The organism is Acinetobacter sp. ANC_7654 (assembly GCF_056779855.1).
The window spans coordinates 44,893-67,516 of sequence record NZ_JBWYIR010000013.1 but is presented as its reverse complement, the minus strand read 5'-3'; the positions used below and the strand labels follow the sequence as shown (position 1 = coordinate 67,516).

Here is a 22,624-nt window from a genome sequence, read left to right as displayed (position 1 = left end):
TTTTATTAACCTTTTTATAAGAACATTTTTATTAAAACATATTTTTGACAATACACAATGTCAAGTTTGACTAAAAGTTGCAAAAAACATATCAATTGAGGTCAAGTAATGCCAATTGTTAGACAAAAAAAGGCCGGTTTATTCAACCGACCTTTTTTGAACAACTTGCGATGTTCTACACGAAATTATTTAACTTCGCGATCTACTAGCTCAACGTAAGCCATCGGTGCAGCATCACCTGCACGGAAGCCCGCTTTAAGAACACGTAGATAACCGCCGTTACGTTCTTTGTAACGAGGGCCAAGAACGGTAAATAATTTACCAACAGTTGCTGCTGAACGAGTACGAGCAAACGCTAAACGACGGTTTGCTACTGTATCGACTTTAGCTAAAGTGATTAAAGGCTCAGCTACACGACGTAACTCTTTTGCTTTAGGCACAGTTGTTTTGATCAACTCGTGTTCAAACAAAGAATTAGCCATGTTTTGGAACATCGCTTTACGATGACTGCTTGTACGGCCTAATTTCACACCACTATTACGATGACGCATGGTGATAGTCCTACTTAATTAACGACTACGATAGGCAAAACGATCGTCCATACGTAAACTAGCTGGTGGCCAGTTTTCTAAACGCATGCCGAGTTGTAAGCCTTTTGAAGCCAGAACATCTTTGATCTCAGTCAACGATTTTTTACCTAAGTTAGGAGTTTTTAACAACTCAACCTCAGTACGTTGAACAAGATCACCAATGTAGTAAATATTTTCTGCTTTCAAACAGTTAGCAGAACGAACAGTAAGCTCTAGATCATCTACTGGACGAAGCAAGATTGGGTCAACTTCTTCACGAGGTTCTTGAGCAACTGGAGCTTGATCTTTCTGAAGATCAACAAAGATTGCAATTTGTTGTTGCAAGATTGTTGCCGCTTTACGGATCGCTTCTTCAGGATCAACAGTCCCGTTTGTTTCAAGATCAATGACCAACTTGTCAAGGTCTGTACGTTGTTCTACACGAGCATTTTCAACTGTGTAAGAAACACGTTTAATCGGGCTATAAGACGCATCTAATTGTAAACGTCCCACTGGGCGAGTTTCACCTTCTGGGAAGCGAGAATCAGAAGTCTCATAACCACGACCTTGAACAACTTTCAAGCGCATTTTCAATGAGCCTGAAGCACTTAACGTGCCGATCAAATGTTCAGGGTTAACCACTTCAACATTGTGAGGTAAACGAAGATCAGCGGCAGTTACATCGCCAGGACCTTGTTTCTCTAATGTCAAATATGCTTCATTTTGATCGAACAGCTTAATAGACAATCCTTTAAGGTTCAGCAAGAGCTCGACGATGTCCTGCTGCAAGCCTTCTAAAGTACTGTACTCGTGCTCGACGCCTTCAATCTCAACTTCAACCACAGCAGCGCCAGGTAAAGATGATAAAAGAATGCGACGTAAAGCATTACCTAGAGTATGACCAAAGCCACGCTCTAAAGGTTCTAGAATCACTTTTGCCGAGGTCCCGCTTGCCGCTTCGACCTTGATCGCTTGCGGAGTTAGAAACTCGTTTGCAGTACGCGTCATTATTGCTACCTCAAGGATTATTTAGAATACAATTCAACAATCAAGCTTTCGTTGATTTCAGCAGGTAAATCAGAACGATCAGGTGCAGATTTGAATGTACCTTCTAATTTAGAATGGTCAACTTCCATCCAAGAAGGAGTTCCACGTTGAGCAGCCAATTCAATTGCGTTTTTAATACGTAATTGTTGTTTAGCGCCTTCGTGTACTGCAATCACGTCACCAGCTTTAACTTGGATTGACGCGATGTTAACACGACGACCATTTAAAGTGATTGAACGGTGAGATACAAGCTGACGAGCTTCTGCACGTGTAGAACCAAAGCCCATACGATAAACAACGTTATCTAAACGGCTTTCAAGCAATTTCAACAAGTTTTCACCTGTTGCGCCTTTAACACGAGCAGCTTCTTTATAGTAGTTACTAAATTGACGTTCTAAAACACCGTACATACGACGTACTTTTTGTTTTTCACGTAATTGTAGTGAGTACTCTGATTGTTTACCACCACGAGCTCCACCATGTTGGCCAGGAGCTTTAGCATGTTTTTTTGTCTTAACATCAAACGGTTTAACGCCTGATTTAAGTTGCAGGTCTGTCCCTTCGCGGCGAGAGAGTTTGCATTTTGGACCAATATAACGAGCCATGAATGTTTCTCCTTACACGCGACGTTTTTTAGGTGGACGGCAACCGTTGTGAGGAATTGGAGTCACATCGGTAATGCTATTAATTTTATAACCCACTGCACCTAAAGCACGAACCGCAGATTCACGACCTGGACCAGGACCTTTAACAAGGACGTCCAAGTTTTTCAAACCGTAATCTAAAGCAGCTTTACCAGCAACTTCAGCAGCTACCTGAGCAGCAAACGGAGTTGATTTACGTGATCCACGGAAGCCTTGTCCACCTGAAGTGGCCCAAGCCAGTGCATTACCTTGACGATCGGTAATAGTCACAATGGTGTTATTAAAAGAAGCGTGAATGTGTGCAACACCTTCAGAGACGGTACGAGTGACCTTCTTGCGTGTGCGAGTATCTTTAGCCATCTTTTAGCTTCCAGAAATCTTATTTCTTAATAGGTTTGCGCGGACCTTTACGGGTACGTGCGTTAGTTTTGGTGCGTTGTCCGCGGACAGGCAAGCTGCGACGATGACGAAGACCGCGGTAGCAGCCTAAATCCATTAAACGTTTAATGTTCATGGAAATTTCGCGACGTAAGTCACCTTCGGTCGGAACCTTAGCAACTTCTGCACGAATCGCATCAAGCTGAGCGTCATCTAATTCACGGATCTTAGTAGTTGGTGCAATACCAGTTGCAGCTAAGATTTGCTTAGCAGTATGGCGACCAATACCAAAGATATACGTAAGAGAGATAACAGCATGCTTGTTATCCGGAATGTTTACACCGGCAATACGAGCCATTCACTTTCTCCAAAAAGGCAGTAGAGATAATCAACCGCCCCACAAAATCTTTGAGGGGCGGATAATAACCTAATTAGCCTACTGAAATCAACAGGTCTTGATCAGATTAACCTTGACGCTGCTTATGACGAGGTTCAGCGCTACAAATCACGCGGATTACCCCATTACGACGGATAACTTTACAGCTACCACAAATTTTCTTTACAGAAGCTTGAACTTTCATGATGAAACCTCTAAGTGCGCTTATCCCTTAGGATGAGCAGTCGTTTTACTCATTAGTGTTTGATTATCATATTGGCGCGATGTGAGGTGTGCCTGTAGCTGAGCCATAAAGTCCATAACTACAACAACCACGATCAACAGCGATGTACCACCCAAATGGAATGGAATACCGAAAGAACTTTGAAGCACCATCGGCATTAAACATACAACAGTGATATAAATCGAACCGATAAATGTTAAACGACTAAGAATATGATCTAAATAACGAGCAGTTTGCTCACCTGGGCGGATACCAGGTACATAAGCTCCACTACGCTTTAAGTTTTCTGATACTTCTTTAGGACTGAAAACTAGTGCCGTATAAAAATAACAGAAGAAAATAATAAGCGCACCGAATAGCACCAAATATAATGGTTGTCCAGGCGATAAAACTAATGCCAAATCTTGTAGTGTACGCTTAACGATCCCTGCATTAGGATCAGAACTACCTAACCATTGACCTAAACTTGCAGGAAACAGCAATAACGAACTTGCGAAAATTGCTGGAATTACACCCGCCATATTTATTTTTAATGGTAAGTGAGTCTGCTGTGCAGTAAATACTCGGCGACCTTGCTGCTTTTGAGCATAGTTAACAGGTATACGACGTTGTGCTTTTTCAATAAACACAATCGCAGCTAAAACAGCTAAAGACAATAAGCCAAATATAGCAATACCAATTAAACTTGATTGACCATTTTCCACAAGGGTAAATGATTGCACAACCATACTTGGTAAACCAGCAACAATACCTGCAAAGATGATCATAGAGATCCCATTACCAACACCACGTTCGGTAATTTGCTCTCCCAACCACATTAAGAACATGGTACCTGCAACTAAAGACGTTAATGCAGGAATATAGAATGCTAAACCTGAAGTAAAGGTAATCCCTTGACTGATCAGACCCGCACACATACCAATACCTTGTACAATTGCAAGGAATAATGTGCCGTAACGCGTATATTGGTTAATCTTACGCTTGCCCTGCTCGCCTTCTTTTTTCAATGCTTCCAGCGAAGGAACAACCGTTGACATTAACTGCACGATAATCGATGCAGAAATATACGGCATGATCCCCAACGCAAGAATGGACATTCGTTCCAATGCCCCGCCTGAGAACATATTAAACAAACCAAGGAAAGTACCCTGGTTTGCATTAAAGAAACGTTCTAAAGCGACATTATCAATACCTGGCAGCGGAATATGCGCTCCTAGTCGAAAGACCACCAAAGCACCAATTAAAAACATTAATCGGCGTATAATTTCACGATATTTAACGTGAAATGGTTGACCTTTCATCATGTGAACATGACCTGTAGAACTAGGAGACATAGACACTCGCGATTACTCCTCGACTTTACCGCCAGCAGCTTCAACAGCAGCTTTAGCGCCTTTAGTCAATGCAACACCTTGAACAGTGAATGCACGAGTGATTTCACCAGAAAGAACGATACGAGCACGAATCATATCTTTACGTACAACGTTCGCTGCTTTTAAAGTTTCAAGAGACACGATATCGCCTTCAACTTTGTTAAGTTCAGACAAACGTACTTCAGCAGTTTTCAAAGCCAATTGACTAGTGAAACCGAACTTAGGTAGACGACGATATAATGCAGTTTGACCACCCTCAAAACCTGGACGAGTACCACCGCTCTTACGTGAGTTTTGACCTTTGACACCACGGCCACCAGTCTTACCAACGCCAGAACCAATACCACGGCCTAAACGAAGGTTATCACGTTTAGCACCTTCTGCAGGTGCAATTGTATTTAAACGCAGAGTCATGGCTTATTCCTCTACACTAACCATATAGTAAACTTGATTGATCATACCACGGTTAGAAGGAGTATCTTGAACTTCTACAGTGTGACCAATACGACGCAGACCTAAACCTTTAAGGCTAAGCTTGTGATTTTTCAAGCGATGCGATGCAGATTTAGTCTGGGTAACTTTAATCGTTTTCATGATTGATTACCCTTGAATTTGTGCTACTGAAAGACCACGTTTCGCAGCAACTTTCTCAGGAGAAGTCATATCACGCAGACCATTAAAAGTCGCGTTTACTACGTTCGCAGCGTTAGTAGAACCATAACATTTAGTTAATACGTTACGCACACCAACAGCTTCTAAAACAGCACGCATAGCGCCACCAGCAATTACACCAGTACCTTCAGAAGCAGGTTGCATGTAAACACGGCTAGCACCGTGACGAGCGTTGATAGGGTGCTGAACAGTACCATCAACAAGTTCAACAGTAATCATGTTGCGACGAGCAGCTTCAAGTGCTTTAGAAATAGCAGCTGGAACTTCACGAGCTTTACCACGACCAAAACCTACGCGACCATTACCATCACCCACAACAGTTAATGCTGTGAAAGAGAAGATACGACCACCCTTAACAACTTTGGCTACACGATCAACGGCAACCAGCTTTTCAACAAGACCTTCGTTTTGTTCAACTTTAGCCATGATTAGAACTCCAAGCCGTTTTCACGAGCAGCATCAGCCAAGGCTTTGATACGACCATGATATTTGAAACCAGAACGGTCAAATGCAACTTTAGTTACGCCAGCTGCTTTAGCACGTTCAGCGATTAAAGCACCAACTTTAGTAGCTGCTTCAACGTTACCTGTAGTACCACTACGTAACGTAGCATCTAAAGTAGAAGCTTGCGCTAATACTTTGCCACCATCTGCTGAGATTACTTGAGCATAGATGTGACGCGGAGTGCGGTTTACACACAAACGAGTCGCACCCAATGCACGGATGTGCAAGCGTGTGCTTTTCGCACGACGCAAACGGGTTTGTTTCTTTTCGTTCATAAGAACCTCGCGCCTTATTTCTTCTTAGCTTCTTTACGAAGTACAACTTCATCAGAATAACGAACACCTTTACCTTTATATGGCTCTGGTGGACGGTAACCACGGATATCTGCAGCAACTTGACCTAAAGCTGCTTTATCAGCAGATTTAAGCACGATTTCAGTAGCTGTAGGAGTTTCAGCAGTTACACCTTCAGGAAGGTTGTAATCGATCGGGTGAGAGAAACCTAGGTTAAGGTGAACTGTGTTCCCTTTAACCGCAGCTTTATAACCAACACCGATAAGTTGTAACTTACGTTCGAAACCTTCGCTAACACCTTTAACAAGGTTGTTAAGCACAGCGCGAGCAGTACCAGCTTGCATCCAAGCATCTTTAGATTCAGCTTTAGGAGCAACAGCTAGAATACCGTCTTCCTGTTTTAGCTCGACCAGCGCATGCAGGTTGAAAGACAAAGTACCTTTGCTGCCTTTCACTTCGACCTGCCGGCCGTTCTGAGTAACTGTTACACCGTTAGGTACAGTTACTGGGGCTTTAGCCACACGAGACATGAGGAATCACCTATTAAGAAACAAAAGCAATAACTTCACCACCGATACCTGCAGCACGTGCAGCGCGATCAGTCATGATGCCTTTGCTTGTAGAAACAATTGCAATACCTAAACCCTGCTTAACGCTTGGAAGGTTATCTTTACCGCGATATTGACGTAAACCTGGACGGCTAACGCGCTTCACAGTTTCAATAACTGGTTTGCCTTCGAAATATTTTAAAGTCAAAGTAAGTGTTGGTTTGCCTTCAGCATCTGCAACAGCTACATCAGCGATATAACCTTCTTGTTGAAGAACGTTAGCAATCGCAACTTTTAACTTTGAGTTTGGCATAGAAACAGTTTGTTTCTTCGCCATTTGTGCGTTACGAACACGTGTTAACATGTCGGCAACGGTATCTTGCATACTCATTTATAGTGCTCCTTACCAGCTTGCCTTAACAACGCCCGGTACATCACCTTGCATTACTGTGTCACGTAATTTGTTACGGCTTAAACCGAACTTACGGAAGTAACCATGAGGACGACCAGTTAAACCACAACGGTTACGAAGACGTACTGGAGATGCATTACGTGGTAATGCTTGTAACTTCATCATCGCTTCGAAACGCTCTTCGTCGCTTGCATTTACGTTTGCAATAACAGCTTTTAATTCAGCACGTTTTGCAGCGTATTTAGCAACAGTAGCTTCGCGTTTCAATTCGCGATTAATCATACCTTTCTTAGCCATATCGACCTCTTATTTGAACGGGAAGCCGAATGCACGCATAAGCGCACGGCCTTCGTCATCGGTGCGAGCAGTCGTAGTGATGGTAATATCCATACCACGAATACGGTCAATCTTATCAAAATCGATCTCAGGGAACATGATCTGTTCTTTAAGACCCATAGAGTAGTTACCACGACCGTCAAATGATTTCGCAGAGAAACCACGGAAGTCACGGATACGAGGGATCGCGATAGAGATCAAACGGTCTAAGAATTCGTACATGCGTTCGCCGCGTAAAGTAACTTTACAACCAATCGGCCAACCATCACGGATTTTGAAACCAGCGATAGATTTACGAGCTAACGTAAGAACTGGTTTTTGACCAGCGATAGCTTGCATATCAGAAAGAGCACCATCAAGGAGTTTTTTGTCAGCAGCTGCTGCACCAACACCCATATTGATCGTGATTTTAGTGATGCGAGGGATCTCCATCACATTCTTAACGCCCAATTGTTCTTGTAATTGAGCTTTAAGTTCGTCGTTGTAACGCGCTTTAAGTCTGGCCATTGCCTATTTCAACCTATTACTTCGCTACCGCCACTGATTCACCATTTGATTTGTAAACGCGAGTTTTCACGCCATCAATCACTTGGTAACCAACACGGTCAGCCTTTTGGGTTGTAGCATTAAAAATTGCCACGTTAGAGATATGAAGCAAAGCTTCTTGTGTAACGATAGCGCCTTCAGCACCTGTTGCACGGTTAGGCTTTTGATGCTTCTTAACTAAGTTAAGACCTTCAACCTTAACTCGGTCATTAGAAACAGACAAAACAGTACCTTGTTTGCCTTTTTCTTTACCTGCGATCACGATTACTTGATCGCCTTTTTTAATCTTAGCCATGATTGCCTCTATTATAGAACTTCAGGAGCCAATGAAATGATTTTCATGAACTGTTCAGTACGAAGTTCACGAGTCACTGGTCCGAAAATACGAGTAGCAATCGGAGCTTTGTTGTTGTTCAAAATAACAGCAGCGTTATCATCGAAACGAATAACAGAACCATCTGGACGACGGATACCGAATTTTGTACGTACAACTACTGCATTCATTACGTCGCCTTTTTTAACACGGCCACGTGGAATTGCTTCTTTTACAGTAACTTTAATAATGTCGCCAACTGAAGCATAACGACGATGTGAACCACCAAGTACTTTAATACATTGTACGCGGCGAGCACCACTGTTGTCTGCTACGTCGAGCATAGTTTCGGTCTGAATCATTGCCCTACTCCAAAACCGAGCATCACCGGTCACAATTTCGAAAGGCTCAAAGAGTACTCGAAATTGACCGATGATGCAACAAGAACGTTATTTACTCAGCAGCTGCTTCAACAACTTCAACTAAAGTCCAAGACTTAGTTTTAGAAATTGGGCGGCTTTCTTTGATAGTTACAACATCGCCAGTTTTAGCAGTGTTGTTCTCATCATGAGCGTGTAATTTTGTTGAACGGCGGATTGATTTGCCATACAACGGGTGTTGAACGCGGCGTTCGATAAGAACAACGATAGACTTGTCCATCTTGTCGCTTACTACTTTGCCTGTTAACGTGCGAACTGTTTGCTCACTCATTGTGCGTTCCCCTGTTTTTCGGTAAGGAGGGTCTTGATGCGAGCAATAGTTTTACGAGTTAATTGCACTTCGTGCGATTTACCCAATTGACCAGTTGCTTTAGCCATGCGAAGACGGAATTGGTTCAACTGTTGCTCATCAAGCAAAGCTGTCAATTCTTCTACCGACTTTTCACGTAGATCTTTAGTTTTCATTACATTACCGTCCGAGTCACGATAGTGGTTTTAAACGGAAGTTTAGCAGCAGCAAGCGTAAATGCTTCACGCGCTAATTCTTCGTTCACACCTTCCATTTCGTACAGGATCTTACCTGGTTTGATTTCACAAACCCAATATTCCACAGAACCTTTACCTTTACCCATACGAACTTCTAATGGTTTTTCAGTAATTGGTTTGTCCGGGAATACACGGATAAAGATCTTACCACCACGTTTTACACGACGGCTGATTGTACGACGCGCTGCTTCAATTTGACGCGCAGTCATGCGACCACGTTCAACTGATTTAAGTGCGATAGTACCAAAAGATACTGTGCTACCGCGATGTGCTAGACCAGTGTTACGGCCTTTTTGCACTTTACGGAATTTAGTACGTTTAGGTTGCAACATGGATTATTCTCCTTTTTCAGCAGAACGATCATTGCGACGACCACGACGCTCTTGACCTTCACCACGACCGCGACCACGTTTAGCTGGACGTTCTTCAGCTGGAGCTGGGTTCATGACTTGTTTCATGCCGCCCAAGATCTCACCACGGAAGATCCAAACTTTAACGCCGATCGTACCGTAAGTAGTTTCTGCGCGAACCGCTGAATAGTCGATGTCAGCACGAAGAGTATGTAGAGGTACACGACCCTCACGATACCATTCAGTACGTGCAATCTCTGCACCGCCTAAACGACCAGAAACCTCAACTTTGATACCTTTCGCACCAGCACGCATAGTGTTTTGAACCGCACGCTTCATAGCACGACGGAACATTACACGTTTTTCTAATTGAGAAGCAATTGCTTCACCAACTAGACGAGCGTCTAAATCTGGACGATCAATTTCGTTGATACTTACTTGCGCTGGAACACCCATAATATTGGTAAGTTCGCGCTGTAATTTTTCAATGTCTTCGCCTTTTTTACCGATCACGATACCAGGACGAGCAGTGCTAATTGTTACTTTAGCAGCGCCTGTTGGACGTTCGATAAGAATATTGCTCACCATCGCATTCTTAAGTTTTTTGTTTAAAAACTCACGAACTTGAAGATCTTTAAGCAAGTATTCAGCGTATTGTTTCGGATTCGCATACCAGTTAGCGTTATGACGTTTCACAACACCTAGGCGGATACCGATTGGATGAACCTTCTGACCCATATCAAACCCCTACCTTAACGGTGATGTGACAAGTACGCTTAGTAATACGATCTGCACGGCCTTTAGCACGTGGCAAAATACGTTTAAGGCTCATGCCTTCATCAACGTAGATCGTAGAAACTTTAAGATCGTCTACATCTAAACTGTTATTATGTTCAGCATTTGCAATCGCAGATTCCAACGCTTTCTTAACTAAAACTGCAGCTTTTTTGTTGCTGAAGTTTAGGATGTTAAGAGCGTGCGCAACAGATTTGCCGCGAATCAAGTCTGCAACCAAACGAGCTTTTTGTGCCGAGATAGCGGCACCGCGTAATTTAGCAGTTACTTCCATCATAGCACCTATTAACGTTTAGATTTCTTGTCAACACCGTGACCACGGTAAGTACGAGTCGGTGCAAATTCACCAAGCTTGTGACCAACCATATGCTCAGATACGATTACCGGAACATGGTTACGACCATTGTGTACAGAAATTGTTAAACCAACAAAATCCGGGAGGATCATCGAACGACGCGACCAAGTTTTGATCGGCTTACGGTTATTAGCCGCGATAGCCGCTTCAACCTTAGCGAACAAGTGCGCATCGACGAATGGGCCTTTTTTCAGAGAACGAGGCATTGTCAGATTCCTTTACTTGTTACTTAACGCGACGGTCGCGAATGATCATCTTAGTCGTACGCTTATTGGTACGTGTCTTGTACCCTTTAGCTTTTTGACCCCATGGGCTTACAGGTTGAATACCTTTGTTACGCCCTTCACCACCACCATGCGGGTGATCTACCGGGTTCATCGCCATACCACGAACGGTAGGACGAACACCACGCCAGCGTGAAGCACCAGCTTTACCTAGTGAACGTAAGTTGCTTTCTTGGTTAGAAACTTCACCAAGAACTGCGCGACATTCAACGTGTACTTTACGCATTTCGCCAGAACGTAGACGAATAATTGCGTAAGAACCGTCACGACCCAATAACTGAGCAGAAGCACCAGCAGAACGCACTAATTGAGCGCCTTTACCGATTTTAAGCTCGATATTGTGAAGAGTAGAACCGATAGGCATGTTACGAAGTGGTAAGCAGTTACCTGGACGAATTGGAGCATCGTTACCAGATTGAACTTTATCACCAGCACGTAGACCTTTAGGCGCAATGATATAACGACGCTCACCGTCAGCATACAAAACTAATGCAATGTGTGCAGTACGGTTAGGATCGTATTCGATACGCTCTACAGTCGCAGGAATGCCATCTTTGTTACGTTTAAAGTCAACAATACGGTAATGTTGCTTGTGACCACCACCAACGTGACGTGTAGTAATGTGACCGTTGTTATTACGACCACCAGTACGTTTTTTAGCTTCTACCAACGGAGCATAAGGCGCACCTTTGTGAAGATGGTCGTGAACGACTTTCTCTACAAAGCGACGTCCTGGAGACGTTGGCTTACATTTTTGAATAGGCATAATTCTCGTCCTTATTCCGCTGTGCTTTCAGCGGTATCGCCCAAGTCAGCCATTTCTACATCTTGGCCAGCTTTCAGGGTGACGTATGCTTTTTTAACATCAGAACGACGTCCGATAGTTTTACCAAAGCGTTTAGTCTTACCTTTAGTGATAGTCGTGTTAACTTTAACAACTTCTACACCAAATAATTGTTCAACTGCTTTTTTGATTTCAAGTTTGTTTGCATCGATAGCAACTTTAAACACTTGAACACCAGCAGTTTCACCTAAAACTTGTGCTTTTTCTGAGAATACAGGTCCTTTTAGGACTTGATAGATACGTTCGTTGTTCATCCGAGTTCTACCTCAATTTTCTTAGCAGCAGCTACAGACATAACAACTTTATCGAACGCGATCAAGCTAACAGGATCGATAGCAGCAGCATCAACCACATCAACGTGTGGAAGGTTACGAGCAGCTAGATACAAGTTCTCATCAACAGCATCAGTAACGATTAATGCACGAGTAGCATTCAAGTCGTTAAGTTTTGCAAGCAATTCTTTAGTTTTTGGAGCAGCTACAGCAAACTCTTCAACTAAAACTAAGCGATCTTGACGAACAAGTTCAGCTAGGATGCATTGCATAGCACCGCGATACATTTTACGGTTTACTTTTTGAGACCAGTCTTGTGGACGAGCAGCAAAAGTTTTACCACCGCCAACCCAGATTGGGCTACGAATAGAACCAGCACGAGCGCGACCAGTACCTTTTTGACGGAATGGTTTTTTACCACCGCCAGAAACGTCTGCACGTGATTTCTGAGCTTTTGAACCTTGACGACCACCAGCTAAATAAGCTGTAACAACTTGGTGTACAAGAGCTTCATTGAATTCACGACCGAACGCAACTTCTGATAATTCAACAGCAGAGCCGGAAACAGTATTTAAATTCACGTTATTTCCCCTCAAGCCTTGATAGTAGGACGAACAGTTACGTCACCACCGGTAGCACCAGGAACCGCGCCTTTAACTACAAGAACTGAACGCTCTGTATCGATAGCAACGATTTCAAGACCCTGTGTAGTTACGCGTTCAGCACCTAAATGGCCAGCCATTTTTTTGCCTTTGAATACGCGACCAGGAGTCTGGTTTTGACCTGTAGAACCTAAAACACGGTGAGAAACAGAGTTACCGTGAGTAGCGTCTTGAGTACGGAAGTTCCAACGCTTAACACCACCTTGGAAACCTTTACCTTTAGACTGACCAGTTACGTCAACGATTTGACCCACTGTGAACAAATCTACACCGATAGTTCCGCCAACTTCACGACCTTCAAGATCAGCTTCTGTAACACGGAACTCTTGAACTAAACGACCAGCAGCAACACCCGCTTTAGCGAAGTGACCTTTCTGAGCATTAGTAACGCGAGATTCGCGACGTTCACCAGTAGTGATTTGAATCGCTTGATAACCATCAGTTTCAAGCGTTTTGATTTGAGTGATGCGGTTAGGATCAACCTCAATCACTGTAACAGGTACAGAAACACCAGCATCTGTAAAGATACGTGTCATACCGCACTTGCGACCGACTAAACCAATAGCCATGTGCATAAACCTCTAAAAAAGCGGCTTAATTAACTTAGAGTGTTAATTAACCGAAAGCCTTAACCCAATGCGATCTGAACGTCTACACCAGCTGCAAGATCTAATTTCATCAATGCATCTACAGTTTTGTCTGTAGGTTGAACGATGTCGATCAAACGCTTGTAAGTGCGGATTTCATACTGATCACGCGCGTCTTTGTTAACGTGCGGTGAAGTTAGAACGTTAAAACGCTCGATGCGAGTTGGCATCGGGATTGGACCACAAACTTGTGCGCCAGTACGTTTTGCTGTTTCTACGATCTCTTGAGAAGATTGATCAATTAAACGGTGATCAAAAGACTTCAAACGGATACGGATTCTCTGGTTAGACATACCAGTAAACTCCAAGCCAAATATATAAAGAATCACCCATGACGCATCTCCCCCTGTCCGAAAACAAGGCAAGTGTCAGAGGCAGTGAAAATCACTAAGGTCGTGATCGATGCCACGACTGTAACGATCTAAACAACAATCAACGTTGTTTAGCCCTTAATATCAAAGGGTCGCCCATTATAACGATTGTTTAACTGTTAAGCAAACCTATTTATCATTTTTTCTCAATTTACGGTTAAGCGTTGGCGGCTTTCTTTTGTACACCCTGCCCGAACCCCAATACATAATTAATTGCATCGATCAGCAATTCATTCCCTTTTTGAAACCTCGTTTTTTTTGTTTGTTTTAAGGTATCTAATGATTGTACATAAGTGCCAGAAAATACCTTCTCATGCTCTTCATTCTCAATATACATTTGTAAAACTTTCGGCGTTATTTCTGGATGAAACTGAAAACCCAGCACATTCTTTCCAATTTGGTACATTTGGTTTGCACACACATTATTTTCAGCCAGTCTGACGCCTCCTTTAGGAATCTCAAAAGTTTCACTGTGCCATTGCATTATTTCCAATTCTTTAGGTATTTCAAAGTAATCTGATAAACCATGTTGAGTTCTGAAGACTTTAGTCCAACCTAACTCTTGTTGTTCATTTAAACGTACACTTGCTCCCAAAGCATTGGCTATAAGCTGACCTCCGAGACACAAACCAATTGCTGGCTTGCCTAGTGATAAATATCGACGGATCCATCTTTTTTCTATTTTTAGCCATGGATAATTTGCCTCATCATTTACACTCATTGCTCCACCCATGATGATTAGTAAATCAATATCTTCAATTGCTGGTAACGCCTCGATTTCTAATGCCATCTCAACAGGTAATGCAAAAAACTCGGTAGCACTAATTTGTGCTCCAATTGATTTTAAATACTCATAACAACTTCCGAACCCTTCACCAGCAATATGCTGAAAGTAATGCACTTTTAATGGCTTCATTTTCCAACCCGAACTTTTCTTATATTGCACTAGCAGTTGCAAAAATGAAGCCAACCTATAGGCTGTTAAATAATTTTAAACAAAGCACAGCTATGCAGTTTTTTAGTAGTATGTTTTGTTAGTTATAAAATGACGGTTTATACAGGTAAATTGTGAAAATAAATACGCAAACTCAACTCATACATAGCCCTAGAAAAGCACCTCAACTTTTAAATAGTATTCAACCTCCTATTTATCGTGCATCAACGATCATTTTTGAAAATACCGATGCTCTTTTCAATCGCCATTGGACCAATGCTTATGACTATAGTTACGGAACGCATGGCACCCCCACTACGTTTACGCTAGGCGACAATATTGCACAATTAGAAGGCGGAGAATACTGCCTCCTTGCACCAAGCGGACTCTCTGCAATCAACTTGGTGAATTCTTGTTTTTTAGCACATGGTGATGAAGTTTGGGTCGCTGACAATATTTACGGTCCAAATATGGAGCATTTGCGAAACCTAGAATCACGTTATGGTATTGCCGTTAAGGTCTATAACCCAATTGATGTTGAGAGCTTTAAACCCAGTGATAAAGCTAAGTTAATTTGGTTAGAAGCTGCAGGATCTGTAACACTCGAATTTCCAGATTTAAAGAATCTGGTCAAAAAAGCTCAAACGCATAAGATCCTTACCGCACTTGATAATACTTGGGGAGCAGGTCTGGCTTTTAATGCTTTTGATTTTGGTACAGAACATTTAGCAGTCGATATCACCGTCCATGCACTCACCAAATATCCAAGCGGTGGTGGTGACATTCTCATGGGGAGTGTCGTTACAAAAACCAAGGATTTATACCACAAGCTATTTCGTATGCATGCAATTCAAGGGATTTCAATATCAGGCGATGATACTGCACAGATTCAGCGCAGCCTATCTTCAATGGAACTCCGTTATACGCACCAATCTAAATCAGCGCTAACTTTATTGAGCTGGCTTCAACAGCAAAATGAGTTTGCACAAGTGTTACACCCTGCCAATCCAAAATCTGCAGGTCATACTTTTTGGAAGGAAGTTTGCATATCAGAATTAAGTGCAGGTTTAATCAGTGTAATTTTTGATAAAAAATATAATCTTCAAGATATACGCCATTTTTGTGATGCTCTCCACCTGTTTAAATTAGGTTTTAGCTGGGGTGGCCCAGTGAGTTTAGTAATGCTCTATCAAATTGATCAAATGCGTGAGCTTGCACATCCACATTTACAAGAAGGAATATTGGTTCGTTTTTGTATAGGACTGGAACATCCTCACGATTTGATAGAAGATATTCAACAAGCACTCAAAATAATGCAACAACAAAAGATCGAATAAAAAGGAATAATTATGGGCACACCAATTGTCATCGCAAAAAAAACCTCAGATACATCCCAAGAGATTGTTTTACATTCGCAACTGGCAAACCGACATGGCTTGATTGCCGGCGCAACAGGAACAGGCAAAACAGTCACTTTAAAGGTCTTGGCAGAAAACTTTTCTCGTATTGGTGTGCCGGTATTTTTAGCCGATGCAAAAGGTGATGTCTCTAGCCTTGCCAAAGCAGGTGAAAATAATTCAAAATTTGATGAACGCATCAAGAGCCTCAATATTGAATCAATCCCATTTCGCGCATCACCTGTGGTTTTTTGGGATTTATTTGGCGAACAAGGTCACCCGATTCGGACTACAGTATCAGAAATTGGTCCATTGCTTTTAGCCCGAATGCTGAATTTGAATGACACCCAAGAAGGTGTGCTTTCTGCGATTTTCCGCATCGCGGATGATCAAGGTTTATTACTGATCGACTTTAAAGACCTCAAAGCGATGATCACTTATGTGACTGAGCATGCAGCTGACTTTAAAGCAGAATACGGCAATCTTTCCCCTGCCAGCCTGGGTGCAATCCAACGTAATTTGCTAGCACTGTCCGATCAAGGCGGTGATCAATTTTTTGGTGAGCCTGCATTAGACCTCATGGATTTTATCCAAACCGATGCACAAGGTCACGGCAATATTAATTTGCTCGCTGCCGATAAATTAATGAATACCCCAAAGCTTTATGCGACTTTCTTACTGTGGATGCTTTCCGAACTCTTTGAACAATTACCTGAAGTCGGTGATATGGATAAACCGAAATTGGTATTTTTCTTCGATGAAGCTCATTTACTGTTTGACAATGCCAGCCCTGCTTTGCAAGAAAAGATCGAACAAGTGGTACGCTTAATCCGCTCTAAGGGAGTAGGTATTTATTTTGTCACCCAAAATCCTCTGGATTTACCTGAAAGTGTTTTAGGACAACTGGGCAACCGTGTTCAGCATGCACTTCGTGCCTTCACACCAAAAGATCAAAAAGCAGTAAAAACTGCAGCTGATACTTTTAGAGCAAATCCTGCATTCAATGTACAAGATGCTATTACGGAGCTGGCAGTTGGTGAAGCGCTGATTAGCTGTCTAGATGAGCAAGGTACGCCACAAATGGTTGAACGCGGTTGGGTTATGCCCCCATATTCATCTTTTACACCTATCACGCTTGAAGAGCGTAAGACGCTCATGACAAACAGTGTGATTGCAGGTGTTTATGAGCAAGTACTTGATCGAGAAAGTGCTTTTGAAATGCTGCAAAACAAAGTAGTTCAGCGTCAACAACAATCCGAACAAGAAGCGTTAGCAAAACAACAAGCTAAGGAACAAGAGGCCTACGCGAAGCAAATTGCTAAAGAGCAAGAAGCTTTCGCAAAACAGCAAGCCAAAGAACAAGAACGCCTTGCCCGTGAACAACAAAAAGAAGCAGAACGTGCAGCCAAACAACGCGAAAAACTCACCCAAGATATTGTCGGTACGTTTGCTAAAAGTGCTGCACGAAGCCTCGGCGGAAGCACTGGGCAAAAAATCGTACGCGGTCTACTGGGCTCATTATTTGGAAAAAAATAGCCCTCCCTTTACCCATCATTTCTAACTTCATTATGGGATATTTTAATATCCCATAATTATTTTAAGGTTTTCTATGCAAGTCATATTGCAGCTCGACCCTAAAAGATGTATTTTAAATATATCTTTTAATAAAACTAAAGTTGAAGCTCATGACGCCACAACATATTGAACTTGTAAAAGCGACTGTTCCCGTCCTGCGTGAGAATGGTGTAGCCCTTACAACCTATTTCTATAATCGCATGCTGAACAACAACCCCGAGTTAAAAAATACATTTAACATGGATCACCAAAGTACTGGTCGTCAGCCACGTGCTTTAGCTGCTGCTGTTTTGGCATATGCTGAAAATATTGAAAATCCTACAGTTTTGGCAAAAGCGATTGAGCGAATTACCACTAAACACGTAAGTTTAGACATTCAAGCGGATCAATACTCGATTGTGGGTGAAAACCTTCTGCATTCAATCAGCGAAGTATTAGATGTGCCAATGGACTCTGATCTGATTGCTGCTTGGAAAGCCGCGTATATGCAATTGGCAGACATTTTAATCGGTGTCGAAAAATCAAAATATGAAGCTTTGACTGCACAAGATGGCGGTTGGGCTGGCTGGCGTGAATTTAAAATTACAGCGATTGAAGCTGAAGCTAACACCAAAACCTTAACTTTAGCTGCCAAAGACGGTCACACCATTGCGACGGCTGAAGCAGGTGAATATATTTCGGTGCGAGTCCAAGTACCGGGGCAAGAGATTCGCCAACCACAACAATTTAGCTTTGATGCTGCACAAGCTGACCAGTATCAAATCACAGTAAAAGCGGTAGATGAAGCAACTGAATATTCTGTGGCAAATATCTTATTAAACCACTATCAAGTAGGTGATGTGGTTGAGGTATCTGCACCACTAAAAAATTAATTCATCTAAATCTTTAACCGAAATAAGATTTTAAGAGATCATTGAAAGCTCCGTTCGCGGGGCTTTCAATGTTAAGATAGAAATAAGCTATCTTTGATGATGATCTATGCAACTGAATAAATTTACCGACTATGCGCTGCGTATATTGATGTATGTCGCACACCCTCGCGACTTGCCTTATACCATTGCAGAACTGGCAAACCAATTGCAGGTCTCAGAAAACCACGCCATGAAAATCGTTCACTATATGGCAAAACAAAGTTGGCTAATAACCACTCGAGGCAAAGGTGGCGGTATACGTCTAGCCCCTCAAACTCTGAATATCTCATTAGGGACTTTAGTGAGAACACTTCAAGGCGATCAGCAAATTGTTGAGTGTCATAATCCACCATGCATATTAAGAAGTGACTGTGGATTAAAAGGCATTTTAGATCATGCAGTCCAACAGTTTTATCAGCATTTAGATCAATTTAAACTGAAGGATGTTATAACCACCTCAGGTATAAAATTCAATTCAGATTCACCCATTCCTTTCATTCAAGTTACACCATAGATTGACTCAATTCGATTGAGTATTCGCTTGCATGCGCGACTTCCTTTATAATAGCTGATTGTAAATTGAGTTATTGAAGTTGAGCTATGCATCACAGCAGAGGAAAGTCGAAAAACAGTAAGGCGTCAAATGCCCCAAAGCAAAAGATCAGCTATGAGAAAAAAGCCGATCCAGCGATTACTGAATATTCGGTTCAAGCGCTCAACTGGTTGCGCAAAGCCGAATTCTTAATGAGTGCACCAAAACTGAATTTATGTGTAGAAGACACAGGTTATGAGATTGCTTTTGCAGGTCGCTCGAATGCTGGTAAATCGAGTGCGATTAATGCATTAACCAATCAAAAACAACTTGCACGTGCGTCTAAAAAACCTGGTCGCACACAAATGATTAACTTTTTTAGCATGGGCAATGCCGAACAAAGATTAGTTGACCTTCCTGGATATGGCTATGCTGCTGTACCTGAAAGCATGAAAATCGTTTGGCAAAAAGAGCTTGAAAACTACCTCATTCATCGTGAAAGTTTACAAGGGCTTGTACTGTTAATGGACATACGACACCCTTTACAACATTTCGATGTTATGATGTTAGAATGGGCTTATTCACGTAAATTATTTGTCCATGTTTTATTAACAAAATCAGATAAGTTAAATCGTGGTCCAGCTTCCAAAGCATTGCAAGAAGTCAAAGCTCAATTAAAGAAAATGAAGCTTAACTTCTCTATCCAATTGTTCTCATCCCTCAATAAGCATGGTCTTGAAGAACTCGCAAGCGTTATTGCTGGTCGTTTAAATTTTACGCTTGAGCAGCCTAACGGATTTGATCTAAGTGCAATTCCTGAAGTAAGTGAATCAGACATCGATGAAGATTTTGATCATGTTATTCAAGAAGATGATGAATCACCAAGCGAAACAACCGAACTAAAATCCAACAAAGCCGAATAGTATCTACCCTACCGAATGGTTAAATCATTACATTCACTAATTGATACATCAATGTCCCCAAATGCTAAGGTTATTTGAGGGCATTTTTTTATACTGAAAAATGATAATCACAACAAAAATTCAGGAAAGTGTGATGAAATTATTGTCTCGATTAAGAAATAGTAAGATTGGATCTTCTATTGAGTATCACATCAAACCTCGTAAAGTTAAATTTGAGTGGGCGGATACACCAGTAGATTGGGTTCCAAATCAGCCTTTCGTTAGTTATTTTATCAATGAAATCAATAACATCTTACCAGCAGGCGAATTCTGGTTTTGTCGTCTGTACAACAAAGTTTTGCCCAAAATTACTGATGAAAAACTTGCAGAAGATGTGAAAGCTTTTATTCGCCAAGAAGCGATGCACGCTCAAGCACATAATTCAGCAAATAAAGAATATCTCAGCGCACGTCATATCGATATTCAACGTAACCTCGATATCATGGACTTTCTTTTTGGAAAACTTTTAGCGGATAAACCTTTAGGTCTAAACATCCCAAAAGCCTTAGATCATCAGTGGGATTTATTCAGATTAGGTATTATTGCTACTGTTGAACATATGACTTGTGTCCTCGGCAAATATGCCTTGTACAACAAAAAATGGGGTGAATTGGGCGCTGATGCCAATATGCTCGATCTCGTAAAATGGCATGGTGCTGAGGAAATTGAACACCGTACCGTTGCATTTGACTTATATCGTCATCTCGGCGGTGGTTATATTTCTCGTTATTATCAAAGTGTAGTTGTGATTGCTGCTGTATTAGGTTTATGGGTTGATGGTGCTGCTCATATTATGGGTCAAGACCCTCGCTTTAAATCAATTAAACCAGCTGTTTACAAACCTTGGATTTGGCGTGAATGGGCACGAATTGCCCAAAAAGACAATGGTTTACTCCCACACCCATTCTGGCTTGTTTCTCAACAACTCGGCTATTTAATGCCTTGGTACGACCCTGTTCATGAAGCAAAAACTGAAGATGCGATCAACTATCTAAATCAATCACCAGCAGCGGAACGCGCAGCACTGAAAGTTGCATAATGTATTCAATAAAAATGCAGGGTGATCCCTGCTTTTTTTATATCTGATCTAATCTTTTAAGCTGTATTTTTTGCAATGGGTTCATGATCAGGATTCGTGTAACGATCTACAACAACACTAATCATCATATCCCCTTGCACATTCACCACTGTTCTGACAGTATCTAATAAACGGTCAATCGGCAATAATATCGCGATTGCTTCTGCTGGGAGTCCAACTGATTGTAAAACCATAATCATGGTAACCATACCTGCGCTAGGTATACCTGGTGCCCCTAAAGATGCAATCATTGCTGTCGCACACACAATCAATTGTTGTCCTAACGTTAAGTCAAGCCCCATTAAATTCGCAATAAACAGCGCCGCCGCAGCCTCATACAATGCCGTCCCATCCATATTCAACTGTGTCCCGAGAGGGATCACAAATCCTGCAGTCTGGGGTCTTACTCCTAAATTTTCCTGAGCACACTTCATTGATAGCGGCATGGTTGCGGAACTTGAGCTGGTAGCAAACGCCGTAATCAAGGCTGCTCGTGTTCCCTTAAAAAATGTAATTGGATTCATTCTCCCGAAAATCCAGAGCAACAAAGGCAAAACAACAAGACCATGAAAGATGGTCGTTCCCGTGACTACTGCTGCAAATTCTGCTAATCGACTCAGAACAGATAGGTCCTCCGTCGCGATTAACTTTGCCAGTAACGCAAAAATCCCTATTGGTGCGAGCTTCATCACCCAACCAATCATCAACATCATGATTTCAAAAAATTGCTGACTCAACGCTTTCACTGTTTCAAATTTTTCACCACCTTTAACAAGAGCCACCCCAATTAAAAGTGCAAAAACGACAACGGCTAACACATTACCTTCAGCAAATGCTTTAAACGGGTTTATTAGTGTATTTTGGATAAAGTTGGTAAAAAAACTCGAGGGCGTCAAAGTATCAGGCGTCTGATGCTGATTCATGGTCTCTTGAAAAATAGTGATGTCTACACCCTTCCCGACCTCAAAAAGATGCGCACACGCAAGCCCCAAAATCAGCGCCAACGTTGTGGTTGTGACACAACAAGCGAGGGTAATTTTCCAAGTTCTACCAAGTTGGCCACCAGTCTGTAGATTGGAAACTCCGACAACAATAGAACTAAAAATGAGAGGAATCAGTAATAGTTTCAGTAGGCCGATAAAGATACTACTGGCAATCCCTAAGCCATATAAACTTCCGTTAAAAAATGCTGTATGAGGGAATACATTTAACAAGAAGCCAAAAGCCACACCTAAAATTGCAGCAATTAAAATTTGCGTATTTAGACTCATGTCATGTGCTTTTCATTTTGATTTATTAGTCGCACTATGCCATGAGCGCCCTCAAGAATCGATCATTTTTTCTTGTTAGCTTTGCAACCGAAACGAATAATTTATAAATACAAATATGAAGTAAAAAGCCAAATCTGAAGATT

35 protein-coding genes and 1 pseudogene are annotated in these 22,624 nt (G+C 42.0%); 6 read left to right on the top strand and 30 right to left on the bottom strand.

The annotated features are described in order from the left end of the window. Window positions 1-185: 185 nt before the first annotated feature. From rplQ to AC1M86_RS13340, 29 genes and pseudogenes are all read right to left on the bottom strand, one after another. Window positions 186-551: a 50S ribosomal protein L17 gene (gene rplQ / locus AC1M86_RS13480; RefSeq protein ID WP_034587447.1), complete on the bottom strand. Its 366-nt coding sequence runs from the start codon at window positions 549-551 to the stop codon at window positions 186-188. 18 nt (window positions 552-569) lie between these two features. Beyond that, window positions 570-1,577 (bottom strand): DNA-directed RNA polymerase subunit alpha, encoded by a 1,008-nt coding sequence (locus tag AC1M86_RS13475; RefSeq protein WP_035265161.1) that lies wholly within the window; start codon window positions 1,575-1,577, stop codon window positions 570-572. Window positions 1,578-1,594: 17 nt separating this feature from the next. Then, on the bottom strand, window positions 1,595-2,221 hold the full coding sequence (gene rpsD, locus AC1M86_RS13470) for a 30S ribosomal protein S4 (protein WP_035265160.1): 627 nt from the start codon (window positions 2,219-2,221) through the stop codon (window positions 1,595-1,597). A gap of 12 nt (window positions 2,222-2,233) precedes the next feature. Continuing rightward, complete coding sequence (gene rpsK, locus AC1M86_RS13465; RefSeq protein ID WP_001040166.1) at window positions 2,234-2,620, bottom strand: 30S ribosomal protein S11; 387 nt, start codon at window positions 2,618-2,620, stop codon at window positions 2,234-2,236. 19 nt (window positions 2,621-2,639) lie between these two features. Further along, window positions 2,640-2,996, bottom strand: a complete 357-nt coding sequence (gene rpsM / locus AC1M86_RS13460; protein ID WP_035265156.1) for a 30S ribosomal protein S13 — start codon at window positions 2,994-2,996, stop codon at window positions 2,640-2,642. Window positions 2,997-3,102: 106 nt separating this feature from the next. Next, complete coding sequence (rpmJ, locus tag AC1M86_RS13455) at window positions 3,103-3,219, bottom strand: 50S ribosomal protein L36 (RefSeq protein ID WP_000867907.1); 117 nt, start codon at window positions 3,217-3,219, stop codon at window positions 3,103-3,105. A gap of 20 nt (window positions 3,220-3,239) precedes the next feature. Beyond that, the gene (secY, locus tag AC1M86_RS13450; protein ID WP_171076742.1) at window positions 3,240-4,559 is read right to left on the bottom strand and encodes a preprotein translocase subunit SecY; all 1,320 of its coding nucleotides are present in this window, start codon (window positions 4,557-4,559) and stop codon (window positions 3,240-3,242) included. 45 nt (window positions 4,560-4,604) lie between these two features. After that, a complete protein-coding gene (gene rplO / locus AC1M86_RS13445) occupies window positions 4,605-5,045 on the bottom strand; it encodes a 50S ribosomal protein L15 (protein WP_179999269.1) in 441 nt (146 codons plus the stop codon). 3 nt (window positions 5,046-5,048) lie between these two features. Next, on the bottom strand, window positions 5,049-5,225 hold the full coding sequence (gene rpmD / locus AC1M86_RS13440) for a 50S ribosomal protein L30 (RefSeq protein WP_004786899.1): 177 nt from the start codon (window positions 5,223-5,225) through the stop codon (window positions 5,049-5,051). Window positions 5,226-5,231: 6 nt separating this feature from the next. Then, complete coding sequence (gene rpsE, locus AC1M86_RS13435) at window positions 5,232-5,729, bottom strand: 30S ribosomal protein S5 (protein ID WP_035265141.1); 498 nt, start codon at window positions 5,727-5,729, stop codon at window positions 5,232-5,234. A gap of 2 nt (window positions 5,730-5,731) precedes the next feature. Further along, complete coding sequence (gene rplR, locus AC1M86_RS13430) at window positions 5,732-6,082, bottom strand: 50S ribosomal protein L18 (RefSeq protein WP_035265138.1); 351 nt, start codon at window positions 6,080-6,082, stop codon at window positions 5,732-5,734. 14 nt (window positions 6,083-6,096) lie between these two features. Further along, window positions 6,097-6,630, bottom strand: a complete 534-nt coding sequence (rplF, locus tag AC1M86_RS13425) for a 50S ribosomal protein L6 (RefSeq protein ID WP_035265135.1) — start codon at window positions 6,628-6,630, stop codon at window positions 6,097-6,099. Between the two features lie 13 nt (window positions 6,631-6,643). Continuing rightward, window positions 6,644-7,039, bottom strand: a complete 396-nt coding sequence (gene rpsH / locus AC1M86_RS13420; RefSeq protein WP_035265132.1) for a 30S ribosomal protein S8 — start codon at window positions 7,037-7,039, stop codon at window positions 6,644-6,646. A 12-nt stretch (window positions 7,040-7,051) separates the two neighbouring features. Continuing rightward, window positions 7,052-7,357, bottom strand: coding sequence for a 30S ribosomal protein S14 (gene rpsN / locus AC1M86_RS13415; protein WP_067731180.1), 306 nt, complete (start codon window positions 7,355-7,357; stop codon window positions 7,052-7,054). Between the two features lie 9 nt (window positions 7,358-7,366). Then, entirely contained in the window at window positions 7,367-7,903 is a 537-nt protein-coding gene (rplE, locus tag AC1M86_RS13410; protein WP_004809796.1) for a 50S ribosomal protein L5, read from the bottom strand. Between the two features lie 16 nt (window positions 7,904-7,919). Then, the gene (gene rplX, locus AC1M86_RS13405; RefSeq protein ID WP_035265122.1) at window positions 7,920-8,237 is read right to left on the bottom strand and encodes a 50S ribosomal protein L24; all 318 of its coding nucleotides are present in this window, start codon (window positions 8,235-8,237) and stop codon (window positions 7,920-7,922) included. 11 nt (window positions 8,238-8,248) lie between these two features. Continuing rightward, complete coding sequence (rplN, locus tag AC1M86_RS13400) at window positions 8,249-8,617, bottom strand: 50S ribosomal protein L14 (protein ID WP_035265119.1); 369 nt, start codon at window positions 8,615-8,617, stop codon at window positions 8,249-8,251. A 91-nt stretch (window positions 8,618-8,708) separates the two neighbouring features. Further along, entirely contained in the window at window positions 8,709-8,966 is a 258-nt protein-coding gene (gene rpsQ / locus AC1M86_RS13395) for a 30S ribosomal protein S17 (RefSeq protein WP_004691314.1), read from the bottom strand. After that, window positions 8,963-9,160 carry a 50S ribosomal protein L29 gene (rpmC, locus tag AC1M86_RS13390; protein WP_035265113.1) on the bottom strand — a complete coding sequence of 66 codons (198 nt, stop codon included), beginning with the start codon at window positions 9,158-9,160 and terminating at the stop codon, window positions 8,963-8,965. Before rpmC ends, rpsQ begins: the two co-directional genes overlap by 4 nt. After that, window positions 9,160-9,573 (bottom strand): 50S ribosomal protein L16, encoded by a 414-nt coding sequence (gene rplP / locus AC1M86_RS13385; RefSeq protein WP_035265110.1) that lies wholly within the window; start codon window positions 9,571-9,573, stop codon window positions 9,160-9,162. The genes rpmC and rplP overlap by 1 nt, the downstream gene beginning before the upstream one ends. Further along, window positions 9,513-10,329 (bottom strand): annotated as a pseudogene (rpsC, locus tag AC1M86_RS13380) (30S ribosomal protein S3). The gene rplP and the pseudogene rpsC overlap by 61 nt, the downstream one beginning before the upstream one ends. A 1-nt stretch (window position 10,330) precedes the next feature. Next, window positions 10,331-10,660: a 50S ribosomal protein L22 gene (rplV, locus tag AC1M86_RS13375; RefSeq protein WP_035265103.1), complete on the bottom strand. Its 330-nt coding sequence runs from the start codon at window positions 10,658-10,660 to the stop codon at window positions 10,331-10,333. An 11-nt stretch (window positions 10,661-10,671) separates the two neighbouring features. Next, window positions 10,672-10,947: a 30S ribosomal protein S19 gene (gene rpsS / locus AC1M86_RS13370; protein WP_004281508.1), complete on the bottom strand. Its 276-nt coding sequence runs from the start codon at window positions 10,945-10,947 to the stop codon at window positions 10,672-10,674. A 19-nt stretch (window positions 10,948-10,966) separates the two neighbouring features. Further along, window positions 10,967-11,791 (bottom strand): 50S ribosomal protein L2, encoded by an 825-nt coding sequence (gene rplB / locus AC1M86_RS13365; protein ID WP_035265099.1) that lies wholly within the window; start codon window positions 11,789-11,791, stop codon window positions 10,967-10,969. Between the two features lie 11 nt (window positions 11,792-11,802). Beyond that, a complete protein-coding gene (rplW, locus tag AC1M86_RS13360) occupies window positions 11,803-12,123 on the bottom strand; it encodes a 50S ribosomal protein L23 (RefSeq protein WP_035265097.1) in 321 nt (106 codons plus the stop codon). Next, window positions 12,120-12,722 carry a 50S ribosomal protein L4 gene (gene rplD, locus AC1M86_RS13355; RefSeq protein ID WP_035265093.1) on the bottom strand — a complete coding sequence of 201 codons (603 nt, stop codon included), beginning with the start codon at window positions 12,720-12,722 and terminating at the stop codon, window positions 12,120-12,122. The genes rplW and rplD overlap by 4 nt, the downstream gene beginning before the upstream one ends. Window positions 12,723-12,733: 11 nt before the next feature. Beyond that, window positions 12,734-13,372: a 50S ribosomal protein L3 gene (gene rplC, locus AC1M86_RS13350; protein ID WP_035265091.1), complete on the bottom strand. Its 639-nt coding sequence runs from the start codon at window positions 13,370-13,372 to the stop codon at window positions 12,734-12,736. Between the two features lie 59 nt (window positions 13,373-13,431). Continuing rightward, window positions 13,432-13,743, bottom strand: a complete 312-nt coding sequence (rpsJ, locus tag AC1M86_RS13345) for a 30S ribosomal protein S10 (protein ID WP_004725677.1) — start codon at window positions 13,741-13,743, stop codon at window positions 13,432-13,434. 235 nt (window positions 13,744-13,978) lie between these two features. Further along, window positions 13,979-14,737: a type 1 glutamine amidotransferase gene (locus tag AC1M86_RS13340; protein ID WP_481597845.1), complete on the bottom strand. Its 759-nt coding sequence runs from the start codon at window positions 14,735-14,737 to the stop codon at window positions 13,979-13,981. Between the two features lie 152 nt (window positions 14,738-14,889). Between AC1M86_RS13340 and AC1M86_RS13335 the strand changes: the two genes are divergently transcribed. From AC1M86_RS13335 to AC1M86_RS13310, 6 genes are all read left to right on the top strand, one after another. Further along, complete coding sequence (locus tag AC1M86_RS13335) at window positions 14,890-16,092, top strand: PLP-dependent transferase (RefSeq protein WP_481608159.1); 1,203 nt, start codon at window positions 14,890-14,892, stop codon at window positions 16,090-16,092. A gap of 12 nt (window positions 16,093-16,104) precedes the next feature. Further along, window positions 16,105-17,688 carry a helicase HerA-like domain-containing protein gene (locus tag AC1M86_RS13330; RefSeq protein WP_481608158.1) on the top strand — a complete coding sequence of 528 codons (1,584 nt, stop codon included), beginning with the start codon at window positions 16,105-16,107 and terminating at the stop codon, window positions 17,686-17,688. 149 nt (window positions 17,689-17,837) lie between these two features. Then, the gene (locus AC1M86_RS13325) at window positions 17,838-18,599 is read left to right on the top strand and encodes a globin domain-containing protein (protein ID WP_481608157.1); all 762 of its coding nucleotides are present in this window, start codon (window positions 17,838-17,840) and stop codon (window positions 18,597-18,599) included. A gap of 106 nt (window positions 18,600-18,705) precedes the next feature. Further along, on the top strand, window positions 18,706-19,152 hold the full coding sequence (locus AC1M86_RS13320) for an RrF2 family transcriptional regulator (RefSeq protein ID WP_481608156.1): 447 nt from the start codon (window positions 18,706-18,708) through the stop codon (window positions 19,150-19,152). A gap of 86 nt (window positions 19,153-19,238) precedes the next feature. Continuing rightward, on the top strand, window positions 19,239-20,093 hold the full coding sequence (yihA, locus tag AC1M86_RS13315) for a ribosome biogenesis GTP-binding protein YihA/YsxC (RefSeq protein ID WP_481592043.1): 855 nt from the start codon (window positions 19,239-19,241) through the stop codon (window positions 20,091-20,093). 133 nt (window positions 20,094-20,226) lie between these two features. Further along, entirely contained in the window at window positions 20,227-21,171 is a 945-nt protein-coding gene (locus tag AC1M86_RS13310; RefSeq protein WP_481592044.1) for a metal-dependent hydrolase, read from the top strand. 56 nt (window positions 21,172-21,227) lie between these two features. Here AC1M86_RS13310 and AC1M86_RS13305 read toward each other — a convergent pair whose 3' ends face one another. Continuing rightward, window positions 21,228-22,481 carry a dicarboxylate/amino acid:cation symporter gene (locus tag AC1M86_RS13305; protein WP_481608155.1) on the bottom strand — a complete coding sequence of 418 codons (1,254 nt, stop codon included), beginning with the start codon at window positions 22,479-22,481 and terminating at the stop codon, window positions 21,228-21,230. Between the last annotated feature and the right edge of the window lie 143 nt (window positions 22,482-22,624).